Below are 17541 nucleotides of genomic sequence, written 5' to 3'. Positions count from 1 at the left end.
TTTTTATTCTTACTCATGGGCACCTCTTTTAAGTGTTGAAATTATAACAAGTTAAAAGAGATGACACAGTTATTTAAACACTACCGAAGATTTTGATTTTTTAATAAACCTCTACTCCTTCCCAATCAGAAAGAAATATGACGATGATGATCATCATTCCAATTATTGTTTAATTTTGCGTCCTAATTATAACTACTGTTAGGATTTACGATGTAGGCTAAATCTTCATCGTTATCTTCCTCTCTCCTAAACAGACCTCCTCTTGTCAGGAGTGTGGATTGCGAATATTGATTTGAACGTATCGTATTCTTTAATGCACCGACCCAGCGGTCTAATTCGAGAAATCTAGAAATATCGTCAGTGTGACTGGCTGGTCGTTGGGTAATCACAATTTCAAGATGTCTTAAAAACGTTTTGATTTGTTGTTTGGAGTACTTATTTAAAACATAGGTTTTGCTTGATTCTGGTAATGATGTCAATAATGAACTAATCACCTTATCGTCAAACAATTTCTCAGGTGATTGGAGCACTTCTGGCAACACACCTGCTTTTTTTGCAAGCGTTACATGAACCCGAAAATAAGTCGTTAAAACTGTTTTAATTGCACGTAATTCTTCTGGTGGCATACGTTTTATAAACTGGTAGCCATCATGAATCATTTTGTCTACAGGGAGATGCTCTATTAATGACGATGGATTTGGCGAGTACAATTCAGATTGCAATGGTATATTTTGTAATTTTAGATTGGCAGTAATCGTGAATAAACTCATGCAGATAACATTATCAATTAGCAGGTCGAGATAAGGATTATTAACACCTTGTAGAATGCTACTTCTTAAAACAGTACCTAGTAAATAAACACTGCCCACCATCAAAGGTAAGCTATTTATTTTGAGATTGCTTAATCGCGTTAAGGTTTGTTCATCGAGTGCGCCATTGACAATTTGATAACCCCTTCCTAGTTTCATAATGGCTTGAATAACGTAGTGATTGGGTAAGATAGCGCTAATGCCCTCATCAATAATATTTACGCTCATTGCTTGTTGAATTCGCTTGGCATTAAATACAATGGTATCTCTGCTATAAAACTTTGGAGGAGGGATGTTGTCTTGGGTTTCCTCATTTAATAATAGAGGTATTGCATTGCTAAGCGCTATTGAGCGTACGCCTCCACGTATGAGCTTATTAATCATAAAACCTGTCAATGCAAAGTTTGCCACAGCGACTAATACCATCTGTACAGTTGGATCCTCATCAGACTCTTGCTCCTTACTGAAGCTACTTTGTAAGCCATTATTTAAGGAATAAGCGATTGCAGCAGGTAAAAAATCCTCAATAGAAATAGCTATTAATGGCTTGACTATTTTTTCCGCTGTAGGGTTATGAAGCAGTGATGTTGAGGATTCAGCAGCAGCTTTAGAGAAAAAGACTACATTTGAACCTAAATTTGCGAGGTAATTTCGAATTTTAGTGAGCATGTCTTAATCTGCAACTTAAAAATAAAGAGGAGAATATTAGCACAATAGATAAAAATTAAACATAAGAACTAAGTATTCAATGTATCAATTAATCAGATCTCATCCATCGCCGTATTGTTTACAACTCTACTATCTTGGCCGAAAAACCTTGATTTTCTGTGCTTCGTTGCTCGAAAATTAAGGCTTTTCGACTCAGTTAGCAAATTGTAAACAGATCCTAGGTTTATTGCCGCACTAAACGAAAATTAGTTTCTACATTAAAGCCTGGAGTAGAGCGCCAAGGATTGATATCAATACCGCCACGGCGAGTATATCTTGCGTAGACAGAGAGTTTGTTGGGGCTGCATTTTTTTAAGATATCATTAAAAATTCGCTCAATGCAGTGTTCATGAAACTCATGATTCTCTCGCAAAGAAATAATGTATTTAAGCAGGCCATCATGGTTTATTTGCTGACCTTCATAATTAATAAAAATTGTTCCCCAATCAGGTTGATTGGTGATTGGACAGTTTGATCGCAAAAGATTGGAATGAAGCGTTTCTATGACATACTCTCCTGAAGTCGATAAAAATTCTTGAGTATAATAGTAGCAATACGTTTCTATGTCACGATGATCAATATTAATTCCTGTCGGTAGATTAATTACATGCAGTCTTGAGTCTTCTAGTGAGCCAAGTGCGACTGTAATCCTCTTATTCACCAGGTTGGATAAGTCATTTTCAATAATTGTGCGAATTTCTTGTTCGCTAGCAAAGCAGGTTGAGTTTAGCGAGTTCAAATAAAGTTTTAAGGATTTTGATTCAAAAATATAAGATGAGTCAGCAGGCACGATAATAGTTGCCAGGGCGACGATGGGTTTTCCTTTGGGATTAAGCCAAGATAACTCATAAGCATTCCAGATATCTTCGCCGTAAAAAGGAAGAGTCTGACTTAAACCAATATCTCTTCGTTTCTCTTTGCGACATATCCTGAATAACAAAGAATTATCATATCTGTTAGAGTAGTTAACTGTTCGACCGAGAGGGGATTTTTCCAAATTATCAAAGGCTTTCATCACAAATTTATCCTCTATTATTGTAAAATTTGAACTCAGAATATAAGATAATTTGTCAACAAATTAATCCCGTATTGAATACGGTATGCATTAGCGCTTATGTCATTTAAGAAAGCCAAAAATTTATTGCATGAAGAAATGCTACTTTTTCCTGATAAAGGAGGAATTAAATTACTCTTCCCCAGTGAGGTTAACTCTAGAAAAGGAAGCTGCAGTGGCTCTAAGCCTCAATTATCGGACATGCTTAAACTAAATATGAGTGTTTATTTTCTAGATCCTGAGAGTACGACTTACTTGATGAATCCTTACGGTGCAAAGTTGTGTGGATTTGATTCTGTAGATGCTTCTATAGGAAGAACTTTACTTGATGTGGTGCAACGTAATTCAGCACTGGAGTTAATGCATAACAGTCGTGCAGTTTGTAAAATTAATGCTATTAAGGCATTTGAAGAAAGATTGGTAAGTGTCAGTGGCGATAGCCAATCTATTTTTTCTATTAAGTTCCCTTGGTTTAACCAAGAGAGTCAATTAGTTGGTTCAGCAGGATTAAGTTTTAATTTACAAACGCATTCCTTACTTGCTTCGTTACAGGAAATACGAAACCTTGGACTATTTAACCCCGTAACTGCCATATTTGGTAATGAAAATTATAGAATTGATAATGCTTTCTTAGCACCCAGGGAACAAGAGTGTGCCTATTGGCTAATTAGGGGATATAGTGCTAAGCAAATAGCTCTTAAATTGAATCTTTCTTTTCGTACTATCGAAGATTATTTGCAAAATATGAAAGATAAAATGCACGTTTATTCACGACAAGAGTTAATCGAAAAATTGATTGATGATCAATAACCATTTAAAAACAATGGGTTATTTTAAGTTTAAAAATTTAGCTTCTAACCTATTGTTGTGTAACTCAGAGATTTTTTGACAATTTTGGCATTTTAAAATCCCCAAATATTTCCAAAAATAAACAACAATTTGAACAAAGGATTCGAAAATATATGTCAAAATTGTTTGTTTTTTGTGCAAATAGATTCTATTCTGTAAATTACCTGTTAAAAATAAATGCTTTTTAAGCAGATTGGGATTAAATAATCTAATTAAAAAAATCACTTGTCTTTATAGGGGGACAAGGATAGAAGGGCTCGGATGCCACAAAAAAATTAATATTGATTAAGGCAGAGGAGTCCATATGTTAGGGCTAGAGTTATTAGTCATTAAGGAAATTAACTCTATGGGAGTTTCTGTTTGTCTCAAGCCTTGTCTGGCTGAGGTAATCACCCCCACATTAGCTAGCGAGATAAGGAATTTTCAAAATTCCTTGCTGGAAAAATACTTTTCCTCTCCCTGGGAGGGGTATTTTTATGTCATTTGGTACTCTCATCGAGGTCATGGGAATCGTGGAAGGGGCTTGGATTTTAATTATATTTTAAATTCCATTTTAAATAACAGAGAAACTGCATTTGAATCATACATTAAAGATTTATTTGATCTGTTATTTTTCAATTATATAGGCTTAGGTCTTCCTGTGATTAATTGCTCAATTGTCGATAGGAGCATTACTGGTATATCACAAGAGTTTTTTCTCTTAAATCAAATCAACTTTATCAAAAGACCGCCGCAATATGCTCTGGAAGAAAAAATCCATGCAGTAGATTTACAGGAAGTGGCTAATCGTCATTTAGTTTTTCCAGAGTACATTTACCAAAATAACGCATTCTATAAGTTCTCATACTTTAACTTAAAAGAAATGAGGAGTTTGATAGGGAAGACCGATACCTTATCTTTAGATGAAGAGTCTGTTGAGAAAGTAAGATTGGTTTTTGATGATCTCAAAAATGAAACGATTAGTACGATTTATAATATTGCTTCCACCAATCTAAAATTGTTGCAGCGTATAGCAAAAATGCAGACAACTAATCCCCAAAAGTGTGTAGTGAGTTAATCCTCTAAATATTTGCCAATAAATGGGTAGCTTATTTGAAGAAATTATTTAGCCTTCCCTGGCTCGTACTAGACTTAGAGAGTTTGACTATAGGATATAGATGGTTCTTCAGATGAAAATCCGAATTTATTATCTAGGGCATAGGTTATGTCAACAAATTTTTGTAGCATTGCGACTGTGTTTAGCAATTCATCTCGACCTTCAATTTTGACTGTTGGACTAGCTAAATCTTGGAAATCTCTATTAGCAAATAGAGACACATTTGAGCGCTCCGTTTTTGCATTGATATTTGTAGCACCACCAAAGAATCTATCTTGGAATCCAAGAGAAACCATTGAATTAGTAAGAAGAGTGAGATCGACTTCATCTAATTTTTTCTTTTCATCGAGAGTAGTTTGTTGGGCTTGGTTAATTTGTTTTTTAGCCGCATCAAGAAACTCTTCGATTGACTCTAAAAATTCATCAGGATTTTTAATAATTTTTTTTGCTAATACATGGCCAAATTTATTGCGACTTTTTGCAACTTGCAGGTTTGCATCTTCGGCAAGCTTTAGTGCGCCATTTGTTTGCTCTAGTATCATATCGGCAAAAAAATCATTGAGATCGGCTATCTTGGTTCTAATTTCTTTTAATTCAGGGAAATTTGTTGACTGTTTTTCTAAAGAAGCCAGGAAGATTTTTGTAGCTTGATAGATTTGTCTAATTTTAGTAAGAGGGTTAGTCTTTAATGCATCAAAAGTTGGATCGAATGCTGCAAAAGTGCTTATATAATCGGTCAGGTTTGCCTTCACTATTTACTCCAATTGGTTCATATGAATCTATATACACTCCCTCGCTGGTATACTCCAGAATCGTTCTCTGGCTTTTCTAAAAGTCAGAAAGGGCGTTATTATATCATTTTGTTTTTAAAATATTCAAATTAATCTCAGAAAATCATCCACAACTGTATTAGCAAGCTAATACAGTTGTGGATGGGGAATTCTAAAGGATTGTGACTAGTATGTTAAAAATTGGCAGGGCTAGTGTGAGTATATAGGGATACTGAGAAACCCTTGATGGCATGCCATCAAGGGTTTTTTGATATTAGATTTAATCCTCATCTTCCCAACTCAATGTTCCACCAGCTTGATATTCAATGACGCGGGTTTCAAAGAAATTCTTCTCTTTTTTCAGATCCATCATTTCACTCATCCAGGGGAAAGGATTTTCGGCACCAGGGTATTGTTCTGGGAGGCCTATTTGATTTAAGCGACGGTTAGCAATGAAGTGTAAATATTCTTCAAACATTTCAGCATTCATACCCAAGATACCATGTGGCATGGTGTCTTTGGCATATTGATACTCTAAGGCAACCCCGTCTTTAATGAGCTGGATCATTTCTTCTTTGAATTCAGTGGTCCATAATTGGGGATTTTCGATTTTAATTTGGTTAATAACATCAATACCAAAATTCATATGCATCGATTCATCACGCAAAATATATTGGAATTGCTCAGATGTACCCACCATCTTATTGCGTCTTCCCATGGATAGAATCTGGGTAAATCCTACATAGAAAAAGATACCTTCAAAAACGACATAGAAAGCAATCAAATCTCTTAACAATCGTTGATCATCTTCCAAAGTACCGGTATGAAAATTAGGATCGCCTAAGCTTTGGGTAAAGGGTAGGGCCCAGGACGCTTTTTTTGCAACGGATGGAATTTCACGATACATATTAAATACAGCAGCCTCATCCAATCCCAAACTTTCAATGATGTATTGATAGGCATGGGTGTGCAATGCTTCTTCGAAAGCTTGGCGAAGCAAGTATTGACGGCATTCGGGGTTGGTAATATGACGGTAAACAGCCAGTACCAAGTTATTTGCTACTAATGAGTCAGCCGTGGAGAAGAAGCCTAAATTACGTAAGACAATCATACGCTCATCTTCAGTTAAACCATTTGGATCTTTCCATAAAGCCACATCAGCACTCATATTAATTTCATTGGGCATCCAATGATTAGCGCAGGCAGCCAAATATTTATCCCATGCCCATTTGTATTTAAAAGGGACAAGCTGGTTTAGGTCAGCCCGACAGTTAATGATTTGTTTATCATCAACATGAATTCGGCCGGCTCCCATTTCCAACAACTCTAGGCCTGTGGCACCCAAGTGTTTGGGTGCTACTGTAGATTCTATACTTTTTATTGACATTCAATCCTCCTCTTATTGGCACGCTTCACAGTCAGGATCTAAAATTGAGCAAACTTTAGGTTCCTCTATTTTAACTGCATTGAGCGCTCCATCAGTGATTGTTGATTTTTCAGCATTACTAGCACCCATACTGCGCAGGTAATACGTTGTTTTTAAGCCTAGTATCCATGCGTGCTTGTAAAGCTGATCAAGCTTTTTCCCGGATGGTTTAGCCATATAAATATTCAGGGATTGCGCTTGATCTATCCATTTTTGTCGACGGGAAGCGGCTTCAACTAACCAAATAGGATCGATTTCAAAGGCTGTTGCATAGCGCGCTTTTAACTCATTAGGAATACGATTAATGGGTTGTACGCTACCGTTAAAGTATTTTAGGTCATTAACCATTACCTCATCCCACAGATTTAGTGCCTTCAAATCTGCCACTAAATAAGGGTTAATAACTGTAAATTCGCCTGACAAATTCGATTTCACATAGAGGTTTTGGTAAGTTGGCTCAATCGATTGCGCAACACCACAAATATTAGAAATAGTTGCAGTAGGGGCAATTGCCATGACATTTGAATTACGCATGCCTTGAGTTCTTACTTTAACACGTAAGTTTTCCCAATCTAAACGCTGTGAACGATCTTGCTCTAGGTATTTATTTCGAGCTTGCTGTAATAAATTAATGGAATCAATCGGTAGAATACCTTTGCTCCATAGTGAACCTTCGTAACTTGAATAATTGCCTCGTTCTTTAGCCAGTTCACAAGATGCTTCAATAGCATAATAACTAATTAGCTCCATCGAGGTGTCAGCAAATTCAACTGCTTCTTTAGATGCATAATTAATTTTTAATTCATAGAGTGCATCTTGAAAGCCCATTAAACCTAAACCAATTGGGCGATGCTGTAGATTTGAATGACGTGCTTGGGGTACTGAGTAGTAGTTAATATCAATCACGTTATCCAACATCCGTACGGCAGTAGTAATAGTACGTTTTAACTTTTGCTCATCTAACTTGCCATTTTTAATATGCGCAGGAAGATTGATACTACCTAAGTTACAAACAGCAATCTCTTCTTGCGAAGTATTCAGAGTAATTTCAGTACATAGGTTAGAACTATGAATGACTCCAGCATGTTGTTGTGGTGAGCGCAGGTTGCAAGGGTCTTTAAATGTTAGCCAAGGGTGTCCTGTCTCAAATAACATGGAAAGCATTTTGCGCCACAATTTAATAGCAGGTACCGTTTTGACATTTTTAATTTCGCCACGACGCGCTTTTTCCTCACATTTCGCATAGAGAACTTCAAACGCTTTACCATATTCGTCATGTAATTCAGGTACTTCATCGGGTGAAAACAAGGTCCACTCACCTTCTTCATGGACACGCTTCATGAATAAATCTGGAACCCACAATGCTGTGTTCATATCATGAGTACGACGTCTGTCATCCCCCGTGTTTTTACGTAACTCAAGAAATTCTTCCACATCACGATGCCAACACTCTAAGTAGGCACAAACAGCCCCCTTGCGTTTACCTCCCTGGTTCACTGCAACGGCTGTTGCATCAGCAACATTTAAGAAGGGGACAACACCTTGAGATTTACCGTTGGTTCCCTGGATGTGTGAACCCATTGCTCTTACTGGCGTCCAGTCATTACCAAGACCCCCTGCGAATTTAGATAACAATGCATTATCTTTAATTGCACTGTAAATACCGTCTAAATCATCGGGTACGGTGGTTAGATAGCAGCTTGATAATTGAGGTCTAACCGTGCCTGAATTAAAGAGTGTGGGGGTCGATGACATATAATCGAAAGAAGACAGCAGCAAATAAAACTCAATTGCTTTTTCATCTTTATATTGCTCACGAATAGCAAGCCCCATAGCAACGCGCATGAAAAATGCCTGGGGTAGTTCGTAGCGAACACCATTCTCGTGAATAAAATAGCGGTCATAAAGAGTCTGAAGACTTAGGTAGGTAAAGTTCATGTCTCGTTGAGGTAATAATGCTTTGCCTAGTTTGTCTAAATTGAACTCACTTAATTTATGATCTAATAATCCCTGATTGATGCCTTGAGCGATATAAGCTTTGAAATAAACAGGGTAAATTTTTGCCATCTCATCAAAAGTGGCTTCGGCTTGCATTTCTAATTTGCCAAGTGCTTCTGTTCGTAAGCTATCGAGTAATAATCGAGCACTCACATTGGTATAATTGGGTTCTTTCTCCACGAGTGCACGGGCAGACATAATCAGTGCTTTATGAACATCTTCTAGCTTAGCTTGATTATAGAGATTGCGTAGGGCATCTTTAATAACGGGTTCGGGTTTAACATTTTCCAGTTCACGACAGGCTTCATTAACAATCGTTGTCACACGAGCCATATCCAATGGTTTGACGTCACCATTTGGCATTGTGATTAATGGAACTTTGGCATCACGAGCTTGTTCTTTTAGTGCTACTTCGCGAGCTTTACGATGCTCTTCACGATAGAGTACGTAGGCTCTGGCAACTTCATATTGACTGCTTCGCATTAATGCAAGCTCAACTTGATCCTGAATGTCCTCAATGTGAACAGCCCCACCACTGGGCAAACGACGCTTAAATGCTTGAGTAATATGTTGTGTTATTTCATTAACTTGTTGATGAATGCGGTTAGAAGCTGCGGCATTACTACCTTCTACTGCAATAAAAGCCTTTGTGATGGCAACTTTAATTTTATTGTCATCATAGTGAACGACCTTGCCATTGCGTTTAATGGTTTTTAACAAACCAGGGGCATTGGCAGCCAATTCTAAGTGACTTGTTTGCGGTACATCTTTTACCGGCTCAAGAATTTCAGACATGTTTTCTCCACGGAAGGTGTTGTGTAGTGAGAACTTATTAGTTTTGATCCTTAAAACTAACGGAGCCCATACTTAAAATATAGAATAATTTGCGCTAGAGTACAACCCTGGAAACACAATATCTGGTTGTTTTATAAATAAACAGTAACTAGATATTGTGTTTTTCACGAAAAGCAAGAGAATAATATGGGTATAAGCTGTGGATAAAGTGTGAGAGTTTACTTAACAATAGAAATTCTCTATCGTCTTAACGATTCATCGACAATTTAACCATAGATGAAACTCTACATTAAGATCATTTAGAAGTATATTTAGAGACGTTGATACAACTGGTAACATTTATTGAAAAATTTCATGAGGCCAGTTCATATGATCAGACATCCAATAACGGTTGCTAAAAAGATCATAAACGCCTGCAACCACTTGTCCGTAACCTAACATCCCATTCCCTAATTGCAATACCTCATCAACTACTGCAGCTGTTGGTTGCCAGTAGACATACAGTAATACTCCTGCACCACCGTTACCCAGCAAATTTTTAAACCAGGTGGTAGTATACCTAAAAGTAGTGGTTGGCGAATCGGTAGAATCCATGGAGTTGGTAACAGCAATTACTTTAGGAACTAATCCACCCATCGTTTGCTTTAGAAAAGCAAGGTCAATAGGGGCAATTGGTCTTACCTCGGTGTATGCTTTATTGGCTAGACGCATGCGTAAGGAATCATAAAATAGCCAAGAATTTTGAGCAGCCATATCCAATCCTTTAGAAATGTTGTCTCTTATTTAAGCGTAATACAAAATTTGAGCAGTTGCTTGGTTTTGTTAAAGGAAGCTATATTCATACTACAAAACATTAAAATAACTCGACTTTTAAAAGTCCTTCGCTGTAATTTTAAGATAAATAGCTTAAAGGTGAGGTTGGTAATGCATTCTTTTTTCCGAACTATTTTACTTGTGGTAGTCTGGATTTCTTTACTGATTGTGCCTTATGCGCTCATTTCATATCTTTGTTATGCAGGATTATGCGGAGGGGCTGCTGCAGCGGAAATTAGGAGCCATCCCTTCTACGTTAATATATGGAGTTACTATATTTGGTTATATCCCTTAATTGTATTTGGGGCGCTGTATGCCTGTCGTCAACTTCCGAAGGACTCCATGGGTTCTCTAATCGTTTTATTGATTCCACTCCTTTGTTTGATGCCACTGGGATATTTTAACTATCAAATCAATAAAATAAGTACTAAATATAGCCAGCAGGAAGCGAATTACTATAGTTTTCATGCAGATGATTTTGCATGCTCGCCTGGAAAATTTATTCGCTATGAGTCGGGACATTTTTCTTTTTTTGAGGGTAAATCTGGGCCTTATGGTAGCTCATGGACTGTTTCTTATTTTGAAAAATATAAGGAGCTTGAGGCATTTGCTAAAACTAATAATATTGATATTTTGCAGTGTAAAAATCAAAAAGGAGTGTCACTGGACTTTAAGAACCAGTAGAAGTTTTTTAGATATGAAAAACCAACAACGCTTGAGAGGACGATGTATCTTTCTGGCAAAAAAATTGCATTTCAGAAGAAGGTATAGGCTTAACCTTAGGTAATAAGAAGATAATATGACTTCCCACCCTTCGTTATATCGAGTTGTCATTCCAGGATTACTGGGTAATGTTCTGGAGTGGTATGATTTTGCTCTATATGGATATTTTGCTGCAATCCTGACGCCTTTATTTTTTCCTAGTAAAGATGCTACTGTCGGTTTAATTGCGACCTTTGAGGTCTTTGCAATAGGCTTTCTTGTAAGACCTTTAGGTGCAATTGTTTTTGGTTATATAGGGGATCGTTTTGGGCGCAAGCAGGCATTGTCTGCATCTATCATCCTTATGGCTATTCCTACAACATTCATTGGTTTACTTCCTGATCATCAGCAAATTGGGATCCTTGCGCCGACCTTGCTTATTATTTGTCGCTTATTACAAGGATTGGCTGTAGGGGGGGAGTTTACAGGTTCGATGGTCTATTTATTGGAGCATGCTCCTGACTTTAGACGAGGACTTTACGGTGCATTAATAATGGCATCTGCATTTTGCGGCCTATTATTGGGAGCTATTGCTGCAACGATCGTTAAGTTGTTTACTATTGTCTGGCTTTGGCGAATTCCTTTTTTGTTGAGCATTATTCTAGGTGCCTTAGGATTGTATTTACGTCTGCGTATGCCCGAGTCACCTGTTTTTGAGGAACTAAAGAAGACACACCAAATCAACATAAATCCTTTTAAAGAATTAGTGAGTAGACATTCTTTACTGATATTAAAAGGTACTGCCCTTGTTGTTTTACCGGCAACTGCCTTCTATATAACATTCCTATACTTGCCAACCTATCTTAATTATTTTCTAACTGTTAATTTGCTTCATGCCATGATCATTAATACGTTAACTTTGTTTTTACTTATTCTAGCTTGCCCATTGATAGGATTCTTAGCCGATAAAATTGGAAAATGGCAGGTTCTGATAGTAGGGGCTTCTTCCTTTTTTTTATTATCGGTTCCTTTATACATTCTATTGGGAGAGGGGAGCTCAAGTGCTATTTTTATTAGTCAGACTATTTTCGCGGTGATGGTCGCTTTGAGTTACGCAGCGATTCCTGCTTCCTTGTTGGAGTTATTCCCCATTGCATTTCGTTATACGGGTTTATCGTTGTCTTACAATTTAGCAAATGCGTTATTTGGTGGAACTAGTGCAGCTGTGGCAACTTCCTTAATTCATGCAACAGGTATTTTATCTATGCCTGCTATTTATCTTACTTTAATTTCCCTCATTACTTTTGCAACTTTACTACTCTTGAAACATGATTTTGAGTCTGAACGATTATGAGTTAGCCTATCTTTCTGAGCAAGACATTGTTATTCAGTTTAAGGGGGATATCAGATGGCATTAGAAAACGAGGACAGACAAATATTTGTTAATCTACCGGTGAAGGATCTAAAACAAACGGTGAAATTTTTTACTGACTTAGGATTTAAATTTAATCCACAATTTACAGATGAAAATGCGACCTGCATGATCGTGGGCAAAAATAATTTTGTGATGCTTTTGGTAGAAAAATTTTTCAAAGGATTCATTCCTCATCATGAGATTAATGATGCGATGAAAACAAAAGAAGTGCTAGTCGCTTTAGCACTTGAAAGCCGTGTAGCAGTCGATGAAATAATGGAAAAAGCCATCGCTAATGGTGGTAAAGAATATCGACCTACTCAAGATCATGGGTGGATGTATGGGCGAGCATTCCAAGATATTAATGGCCATGTGTGGGAGCCTTTTTACATGAATATGGGTGTTATTCCTGAAGAAATGAAAAACAAGAATTAATGAACCTTAGTGTCTGGCTTTAACAATAATGGCATCACTTACGTTGGAAAAGCCATGCACTTCTAGTTGAAATGAATCCAGTTGCGCGCGCAATTGGCTAGAACTACCGCCATCTAGGTTAAGCGCATTTTGACAGTTGAGGGGAGAAGCTTTCATAAGTTGCGCTAACTCAGTGGTAGAAAGCGGGAGATTATCTGTGACCAGGATGATGATACGGCCATCATGGGTAATCCCTAGTGCTGAGCGCTCAGCTCTTCCTGGTTTCAGGGGTGGAATACGGCTATTTATAAGTAATCTTGGGCCACTTTGAATAGCAAAATCAATTTGGCTGTTATGTCGAAATTGACTGGCATTGGTTAGATAAGGTTTTTGATTCCTAATGTAAAAAATACCCCACCAACTAATATTTTTAAGGGGAGTTTTTTGTCGCTTATTATAAATTCTTAAACCCAAAGGTTTGTAGTTATTGTCAAAAAAACCACCATTTATAGTTAATAGAGCCTTAGTGTGTTGCGCGTATTCATCAACGGAAGCATTCTCGCGTGCTAAATCAGCAGCGGTAATTAATGAAAGTTGATTTTCTTTTAAGTTAATACGAAAAGCATGGATATGTGACCAAGGGGTTAAAAAACTACCATCCAGATCCTGGTACTCAATGCCTGGCGCTAATTTTCGCCACTCGCTAGTTGCCAATGCATAATTGCTAAAAAATACTGATATTAGTATGGCAATGAGCAATTGACTTACCCGAATAAGCCATTTTGCAGAAGTAATGGTTTGCCTGGACATATTAATCTTGTATCCTTGTGAACTACTTTTTATAGCGGCGGAACCACCATGCGAACATTACCGGAAAATAGCAATAGAGTAGCTGGTAAGTCAACCAGCAATTTATCTGAATTAATGCATGAAGTACTCGATAGGGCTAAGGCTCAAGGCGCGACTGATGCAATGGTTTCAGTGAATCACGATAGTGGATTTTCAGTTGATGTACGCATGGGAGAGGTAGAAACAGTTGCTTTTAATGAAGACAAGGGCATAAGCCTTGTAGTTTATATAGGCAATCGCAAAGGCGGCGCTAGTAGTACAGATACTTCTCCTGCGGCGCTGGATACTTTAGTGGCTGCGGCTTGCGATATTGCCAAAGTCAGTGCAGCCGATCCTTGTTTTGGACTTGCTGATCGGGAATTAATGACTACCAAGTATCCTGATCTGGATTTATATCATCCTTGGGCAATTACGCCGCCGGAAGCAATTAAAAAAGCGCTTGCATGTGAATCTCATGCTTTGGCATTAGATAAACGAATCAGTAATTCTGATGGGGTAAATTTTTCGACTCATGCTTTCTGCAATGGTTTTGCCAATACTTACGGTGGTGAGGGCATAATACAAAGCACTCGTCACGGTGTTAGCTGCTCTCTGATTGCAAAAGAAGGGGATAGCATGCAGCGGGACTATGATTATACCACCGCAAGATATGCTGAAGGATTATGTTCATTAGAAGAAATTGCAAAAAATGCTGTGGAGAGAGCGACCAGTCGTTTGGGAGCAAGGCAGATAAAAACACAAAAGGTCCCTGTGCTATTTTCTTCACGCATTTCAAGTGGTCTTTTTTCAAGTTTTATCAATGCCATTAGTGGTGGGAATTTATATCGTAAAAATTCATTTTTGCTGGACTCTATTGGTAAGGAAATTTTCCCAACTGGCTTTAAGGTATATGAACAGCCTTATTTATTAAGGGGGTTGGGCAGTTCTCCTTTTGATGGTGAAGGTGTCCCTACCAGAAATAATGTTTTTATTGATAATGGCGTATTGTGTCAATATGTACTAGGAAGCTATTCAGCCCGCCGCTTGGGTTTAAAAACCACTGCGGATAGCGGAGGAGTTCATAACCTTACGATTGATGCTAATGCCGGTGATTTACAAGACTTACTTAAGAAAATGAATAAAGGATTATTAGTTACAGAATTAATGGGGCAAGGAGTCAATGGTTTAACAGGTGATTATTCGCGGGGTGCCACTGGATTTTGGGTGGAGAATGGCCAAATTCAATATCCCGTAGAAGAAATAACCATTGCTGGCAATCTTAAGGATATGTTTAAGTCCATCGTTGCCGTAGGTAGTGACATTAATCCAAACTACTCCACTCGCTGTGGTTCAGTTTTAATTGCTGAAATGATGGTAGCCGGATGTTAGGCTATCATTGTTATTACAATTATCATCGATATATTTAAAAACAATACAGTGCATACTATGCGTTTCATTACGATTGTGATCTGACATATATCACTTCTAATAAGACGTGAGTTTTCTAAGCTTAACTGTGCAAGATTTCTTACCACGTAGTTTAAATCCTCTTGAGGAAATTTTTCTGATAGTCAGCCATACATATAATTTTTCTCTGTTGAGTTATTTGATGACACATTATACAATATTTGAACTGTGCAATATTATGTTTTTATTTAACGAGAAATAATTATGAAAAAATGGCAAATTAAACCCATGAAGGAAGGGCAATCTTTTGCGGGCTTTCTTAACAGCTATGATCCAGAGTTTGAACTGAACCCAGATGTTTTTACCGCTTTTTTTGAGGAACATGTATTTGAATTACAACAAATTACATCATTAAAGTTAGTAAAATTTAAAACAGGAAAATTTTATTTATCATTCTCCACTGAGAATGAACAACAATTAAATGATTTAATGGGTAATTTAAAAATTTTTAAAGAAGATCAAAATATGATGGGGGCAAATAGTATTGCTTGGCATACTGAAGAAAATGGTTGGATTGCTTCTATGCGTTGTTCTATTTATGATAATGGACTGGTTGCTACCAAAGAGCAATTGGGGGCTATATTAATCGAAATTAGTAAGATTCATCCATTTTCTTCTCAAATGGCTCAATCTCTAAATGATGTTTTAAAATTTGCTAAGAATTTAGAATTCATTTTAGCAGTACCATCATTAGAAGAACAATGCGTTAGGTATATTCAAAAGAATATAAACTTTTTTTCGGAAAAAATTTCTAATTTGCCACCAGATTTACGTGAGCAAATTGCTACTATGAAGCCTTAGTGGGTTAAGTGATCATTGTCCGGCCAGGGTTTTGAGGTACGCTCTGGCTTTCAGGGGTACATTGATAATGAAAAGCAGTTCGGCGTCAACGCCTTTGCCGAAATTCAATAGTCTCGATAAATCTCGTCTACCTTTATACGACCGACATTATTTATCAAGGCATTATAAATAATCTTTAGTTAGATAGAGAAATATAAATATGGATATCCCTATAAAGGGTTGTAAAAATAAACAAGATTTGTCATAAAAGTTCATTTAATATAGAATTAAGCCAATTTTTCAAAATATAAAACATAATTTCCTAACCTGCGTAATTATAGTGAGATTATGTTAAATCAATTGTCAGTTTAGAAATAGAAGATAGAAATATGGCTTTGGCATTTTTTATTAGCAGTATTGGTGATAGTGATTTAGCCAAAAAAACGGTTGAGTTTTTACAAAGTAACGGTTTTAGTGATAATTTATATGTGATTCCCTTAACTTTAATAGCTAAAGATCAGGTGAAAGATTTAACTTTTAACAACAAATTACATCTTATTAACCTTGATGCAATAACTGAAAAGCCTAACATCTACACCTATAATCGCTTAACCCAAGATGCACTTATCAAAGTCAATGAGTTTGTCATAGCCAAGAACATCACCAGCTGTTATTTTGGCGTTCCTTCTGCTGTTGATGAAGAAAGTGCTTATCAGCTAATTGAGGTTATTTCACCTTCTATTCCTTGTACTATCGCGTATGAATATATGTTTAAACCCAAAAAACATCCGTTTTGGGCAAAATATGTTAATACTCTAGCAACACTACCAAATTGTCGGTTTGCAACTCCTTTAAAAGCTGCAAGTGCTGATATCTTAGCTGTAAATTCTAATGCAATTGTTGATACAGTTGGCCATTTAAGCATTGATCGCGCGTTAGCAGCAAGCCCACCAACTGCTCATTATGCCACAAGACAAAAGCTGCTTTTAAATGAGACAGATGAATTGTTCTTTATTTCAGGTACTTCACAACCTATTGACGTTGATCTTGCATTTGTCGAAGCGCTATTAAATGAATTACAACATGACAAACATCCACATATGCAAGTTCGCTTTGGCATTCATCCAGGACAAAAAGATCTTATAAATTATTGTGAGAGATTATTCTCCTTATGCGACGGATTTATCGGAATTGAGAGTCAATTTAAAATTATTCTGCCAGAAGCTATAAAACATATTTTGCTTAAAGAAAAAGAAGAGCAATTTTCTAAATTAATTCAAAATAAGTATTATATTCTTGAAGCGGAGGTTACAGGCTCTGATGCTTGTGCGGTTGCTCTTAAAGTTGGTCAAGCCGTTGCAGGTGCATTAATAAATGGGGAAGCTGTGAAAGGGAAAAAGCCCTATTGTCACGATAAAGAGGTAAAGCCTTACTTACCGAATCATTTATTTGCTAATAATATGCAATTATTCTTTAATGAGAAAAATATTCCACCTGTTACAAAGCAAGATTTAGGCTTACTAGATGAGCCTGCTCCGCAATTAATGGCGAAATTATTATTATCGAGTTAGCACTAAAATTGAAAGCCAGATAAAGCCGAGGGTTCAACTCGCTAATG

At 37.0% G+C, this 17541-nt stretch carries 15 protein-coding genes; 8 read left to right on the top strand and 7 right to left on the bottom strand.

From position 1 onward, the window contains the following. Positions 1–182: 182 nt before the first annotated feature. A complete protein-coding gene (locus tag Lbru_RS07955) occupies positions 183–1478 on the bottom strand; it encodes a hypothetical protein (RefSeq protein WP_058441654.1) in 1296 nt (431 codons plus the stop codon). Between the two features lie 223 nt (positions 1479–1701). Continuing rightward, entirely contained in the window at positions 1702–2532 is an 831-nt protein-coding gene (gene queF / locus Lbru_RS07950) for an NADPH-dependent 7-cyano-7-deazaguanine reductase QueF (protein WP_058441653.1), read from the bottom strand. A gap of 99 nt (positions 2533–2631) precedes the next feature. Between queF and Lbru_RS16820 the strand changes: the two genes are divergently transcribed. Both Lbru_RS16820 and Lbru_RS07935 read left to right on the top strand, forming a co-directional pair. Further along, a complete protein-coding gene (locus tag Lbru_RS16820; protein WP_058441652.1) occupies positions 2632–3381 on the top strand; it encodes a helix-turn-helix transcriptional regulator in 750 nt (249 codons plus the stop codon). 343 nt (positions 3382–3724) lie between these two features. After that, positions 3725–4477, top strand: coding sequence for a hypothetical protein (locus Lbru_RS07935; protein WP_058441650.1), 753 nt, complete (start codon positions 3725–3727; stop codon positions 4475–4477). 74 nt (positions 4478–4551) lie between these two features. Here the strand turns inward: Lbru_RS07935 and Lbru_RS07930 are convergent, their stop codons facing one another. The 4 genes from Lbru_RS07930 to Lbru_RS07915 all read right to left on the bottom strand — a co-directional run bounded on the left by Lbru_RS07930 (position 4552) and on the right by Lbru_RS07915 (position 10258). Continuing rightward, entirely contained in the window at positions 4552–5268 is a 717-nt protein-coding gene (locus tag Lbru_RS07930) for a hypothetical protein (RefSeq protein WP_058441649.1), read from the bottom strand. Between the two features lie 298 nt (positions 5269–5566). Further along, positions 5567–6673, bottom strand: a complete 1107-nt coding sequence (locus Lbru_RS07925; protein ID WP_058441648.1) for a ribonucleotide-diphosphate reductase subunit beta — start codon at positions 6671–6673, stop codon at positions 5567–5569. Between the two features lie 12 nt (positions 6674–6685). Further along, entirely contained in the window at positions 6686–9505 is a 2820-nt protein-coding gene (locus Lbru_RS07920; protein ID WP_058441647.1) for a ribonucleoside-diphosphate reductase subunit alpha, read from the bottom strand. Positions 9506–9844: 339 nt separating this feature from the next. Continuing rightward, a complete protein-coding gene (locus Lbru_RS07915; RefSeq protein ID WP_058441646.1) occupies positions 9845–10258 on the bottom strand; it encodes a hypothetical protein in 414 nt (137 codons plus the stop codon). Positions 10259–10429: 171 nt separating this feature from the next. On the opposite strand from Lbru_RS07915, the gene Lbru_RS07910 reads away from it, so the two are divergent. The 3 genes from Lbru_RS07910 to Lbru_RS07900 all read left to right on the top strand — a co-directional run bounded on the left by Lbru_RS07910 (position 10430) and on the right by Lbru_RS07900 (position 12869). Beyond that, on the top strand, positions 10430–11002 hold the full coding sequence (locus Lbru_RS07910; protein WP_058441645.1) for a hypothetical protein: 573 nt from the start codon (positions 10430–10432) through the stop codon (positions 11000–11002). Between the two features lie 115 nt (positions 11003–11117). Next, the gene (locus Lbru_RS07905; RefSeq protein ID WP_058441644.1) at positions 11118–12374 is read left to right on the top strand and encodes an MFS transporter; all 1257 of its coding nucleotides are present in this window, start codon (positions 11118–11120) and stop codon (positions 12372–12374) included. A gap of 54 nt (positions 12375–12428) precedes the next feature. Then, positions 12429–12869, top strand: coding sequence for a VOC family protein (locus Lbru_RS07900; RefSeq protein WP_058441643.1), 441 nt, complete (start codon positions 12429–12431; stop codon positions 12867–12869). Positions 12870–12875: 6 nt separating this feature from the next. On the opposite strand, the gene Lbru_RS07895 is transcribed toward Lbru_RS07900, so the two are convergent. Continuing rightward, complete coding sequence (locus Lbru_RS07895) at positions 12876–13658, bottom strand: phosphodiester glycosidase family protein (protein ID WP_058441642.1); 783 nt, start codon at positions 13656–13658, stop codon at positions 12876–12878. Positions 13659–13706: 48 nt separating this feature from the next. On the opposite strand from Lbru_RS07895, the gene pmbA reads away from it, so the two are divergent. The 3 genes from pmbA (at position 13707) to Lbru_RS07880 (ending at position 17494) form a co-directional block, all read left to right on the top strand. Continuing rightward, positions 13707–15065, top strand: a complete 1359-nt coding sequence (pmbA, locus tag Lbru_RS07890) for a metalloprotease PmbA (RefSeq protein ID WP_058441641.1) — start codon at positions 13707–13709, stop codon at positions 15063–15065. A gap of 282 nt (positions 15066–15347) precedes the next feature. Then, the gene (locus Lbru_RS07885; RefSeq protein ID WP_058441640.1) at positions 15348–15944 is read left to right on the top strand and encodes a hypothetical protein; all 597 of its coding nucleotides are present in this window, start codon (positions 15348–15350) and stop codon (positions 15942–15944) included. Between the two features lie 368 nt (positions 15945–16312). Then, a complete protein-coding gene (locus Lbru_RS07880) occupies positions 16313–17494 on the top strand; it encodes a hypothetical protein (protein ID WP_058441639.1) in 1182 nt (393 codons plus the stop codon). Positions 17495–17541: the final 47 nt, after the last annotated feature.

It is taken from the genome of Legionella brunensis, assembly GCF_001467025.1.
GTDB classification, from domain to species: Bacteria; Pseudomonadota; Gammaproteobacteria; order Legionellales; family Legionellaceae; genus Tatlockia; species Tatlockia brunensis.
This window is presented reverse-complemented; position numbering and strand designations above follow the sequence as displayed.

Excerpts from the sequence above, each read along its gene's own strand:
- Lbru_RS07955 (WP_058441654.1), bottom strand. The coding sequence starts at position 1,478 with ATGCTCACTAAAATTCGAAATTACCTCGCAAATTTAGGTTCAAATGTA.
- queF (WP_058441653.1), bottom strand. The coding sequence starts at position 2,532 with ATGAAAGCCTTTGATAATTTGGAAAAATCCCCTCTCGGTCGAACAGTT.
- Lbru_RS16820 (WP_058441652.1), top strand. The coding sequence starts at position 2,632 with ATGTCATTTAAGAAAGCCAAAAATTTATTGCATGAAGAAATGCTACTT.
- Lbru_RS07935 (WP_058441650.1), top strand. The coding sequence starts at position 3,725 with ATGTTAGGGCTAGAGTTATTAGTCATTAAGGAAATTAACTCTATGGGA.
- Lbru_RS07925 (WP_058441648.1), bottom strand. The coding sequence starts at position 6,673 with ATGTCAATAAAAAGTATAGAATCTACAGTAGCACCCAAACACTTGGGT.
- Lbru_RS07920 (WP_058441647.1), bottom strand. The coding sequence starts at position 9,505 with ATGTCTGAAATTCTTGAGCCGGTAAAAGATGTACCGCAAACAAGTCAC.
- Lbru_RS07915 (WP_058441646.1), bottom strand. The coding sequence starts at position 10,258 with ATGGCTGCTCAAAATTCTTGGCTATTTTATGATTCCTTACGCATGCGT.
- Lbru_RS07910 (WP_058441645.1), top strand. The coding sequence starts at position 10,430 with ATGCATTCTTTTTTCCGAACTATTTTACTTGTGGTAGTCTGGATTTCT.
- Lbru_RS07905 (WP_058441644.1), top strand. The coding sequence starts at position 11,118 with ATGACTTCCCACCCTTCGTTATATCGAGTTGTCATTCCAGGATTACTG.
- Lbru_RS07900 (WP_058441643.1), top strand. The coding sequence starts at position 12,429 with ATGGCATTAGAAAACGAGGACAGACAAATATTTGTTAATCTACCGGTG.
- Lbru_RS07895 (WP_058441642.1), bottom strand. The coding sequence starts at position 13,658 with ATGTCCAGGCAAACCATTACTTCTGCAAAATGGCTTATTCGGGTAAGT.
- pmbA (WP_058441641.1), top strand. The coding sequence starts at position 13,707 with ATGCGAACATTACCGGAAAATAGCAATAGAGTAGCTGGTAAGTCAACC.
- Lbru_RS07885 (WP_058441640.1), top strand. The coding sequence starts at position 15,348 with ATGAAAAAATGGCAAATTAAACCCATGAAGGAAGGGCAATCTTTTGCG.
- Lbru_RS07880 (WP_058441639.1), top strand. The coding sequence starts at position 16,313 with ATGGCTTTGGCATTTTTTATTAGCAGTATTGGTGATAGTGATTTAGCC.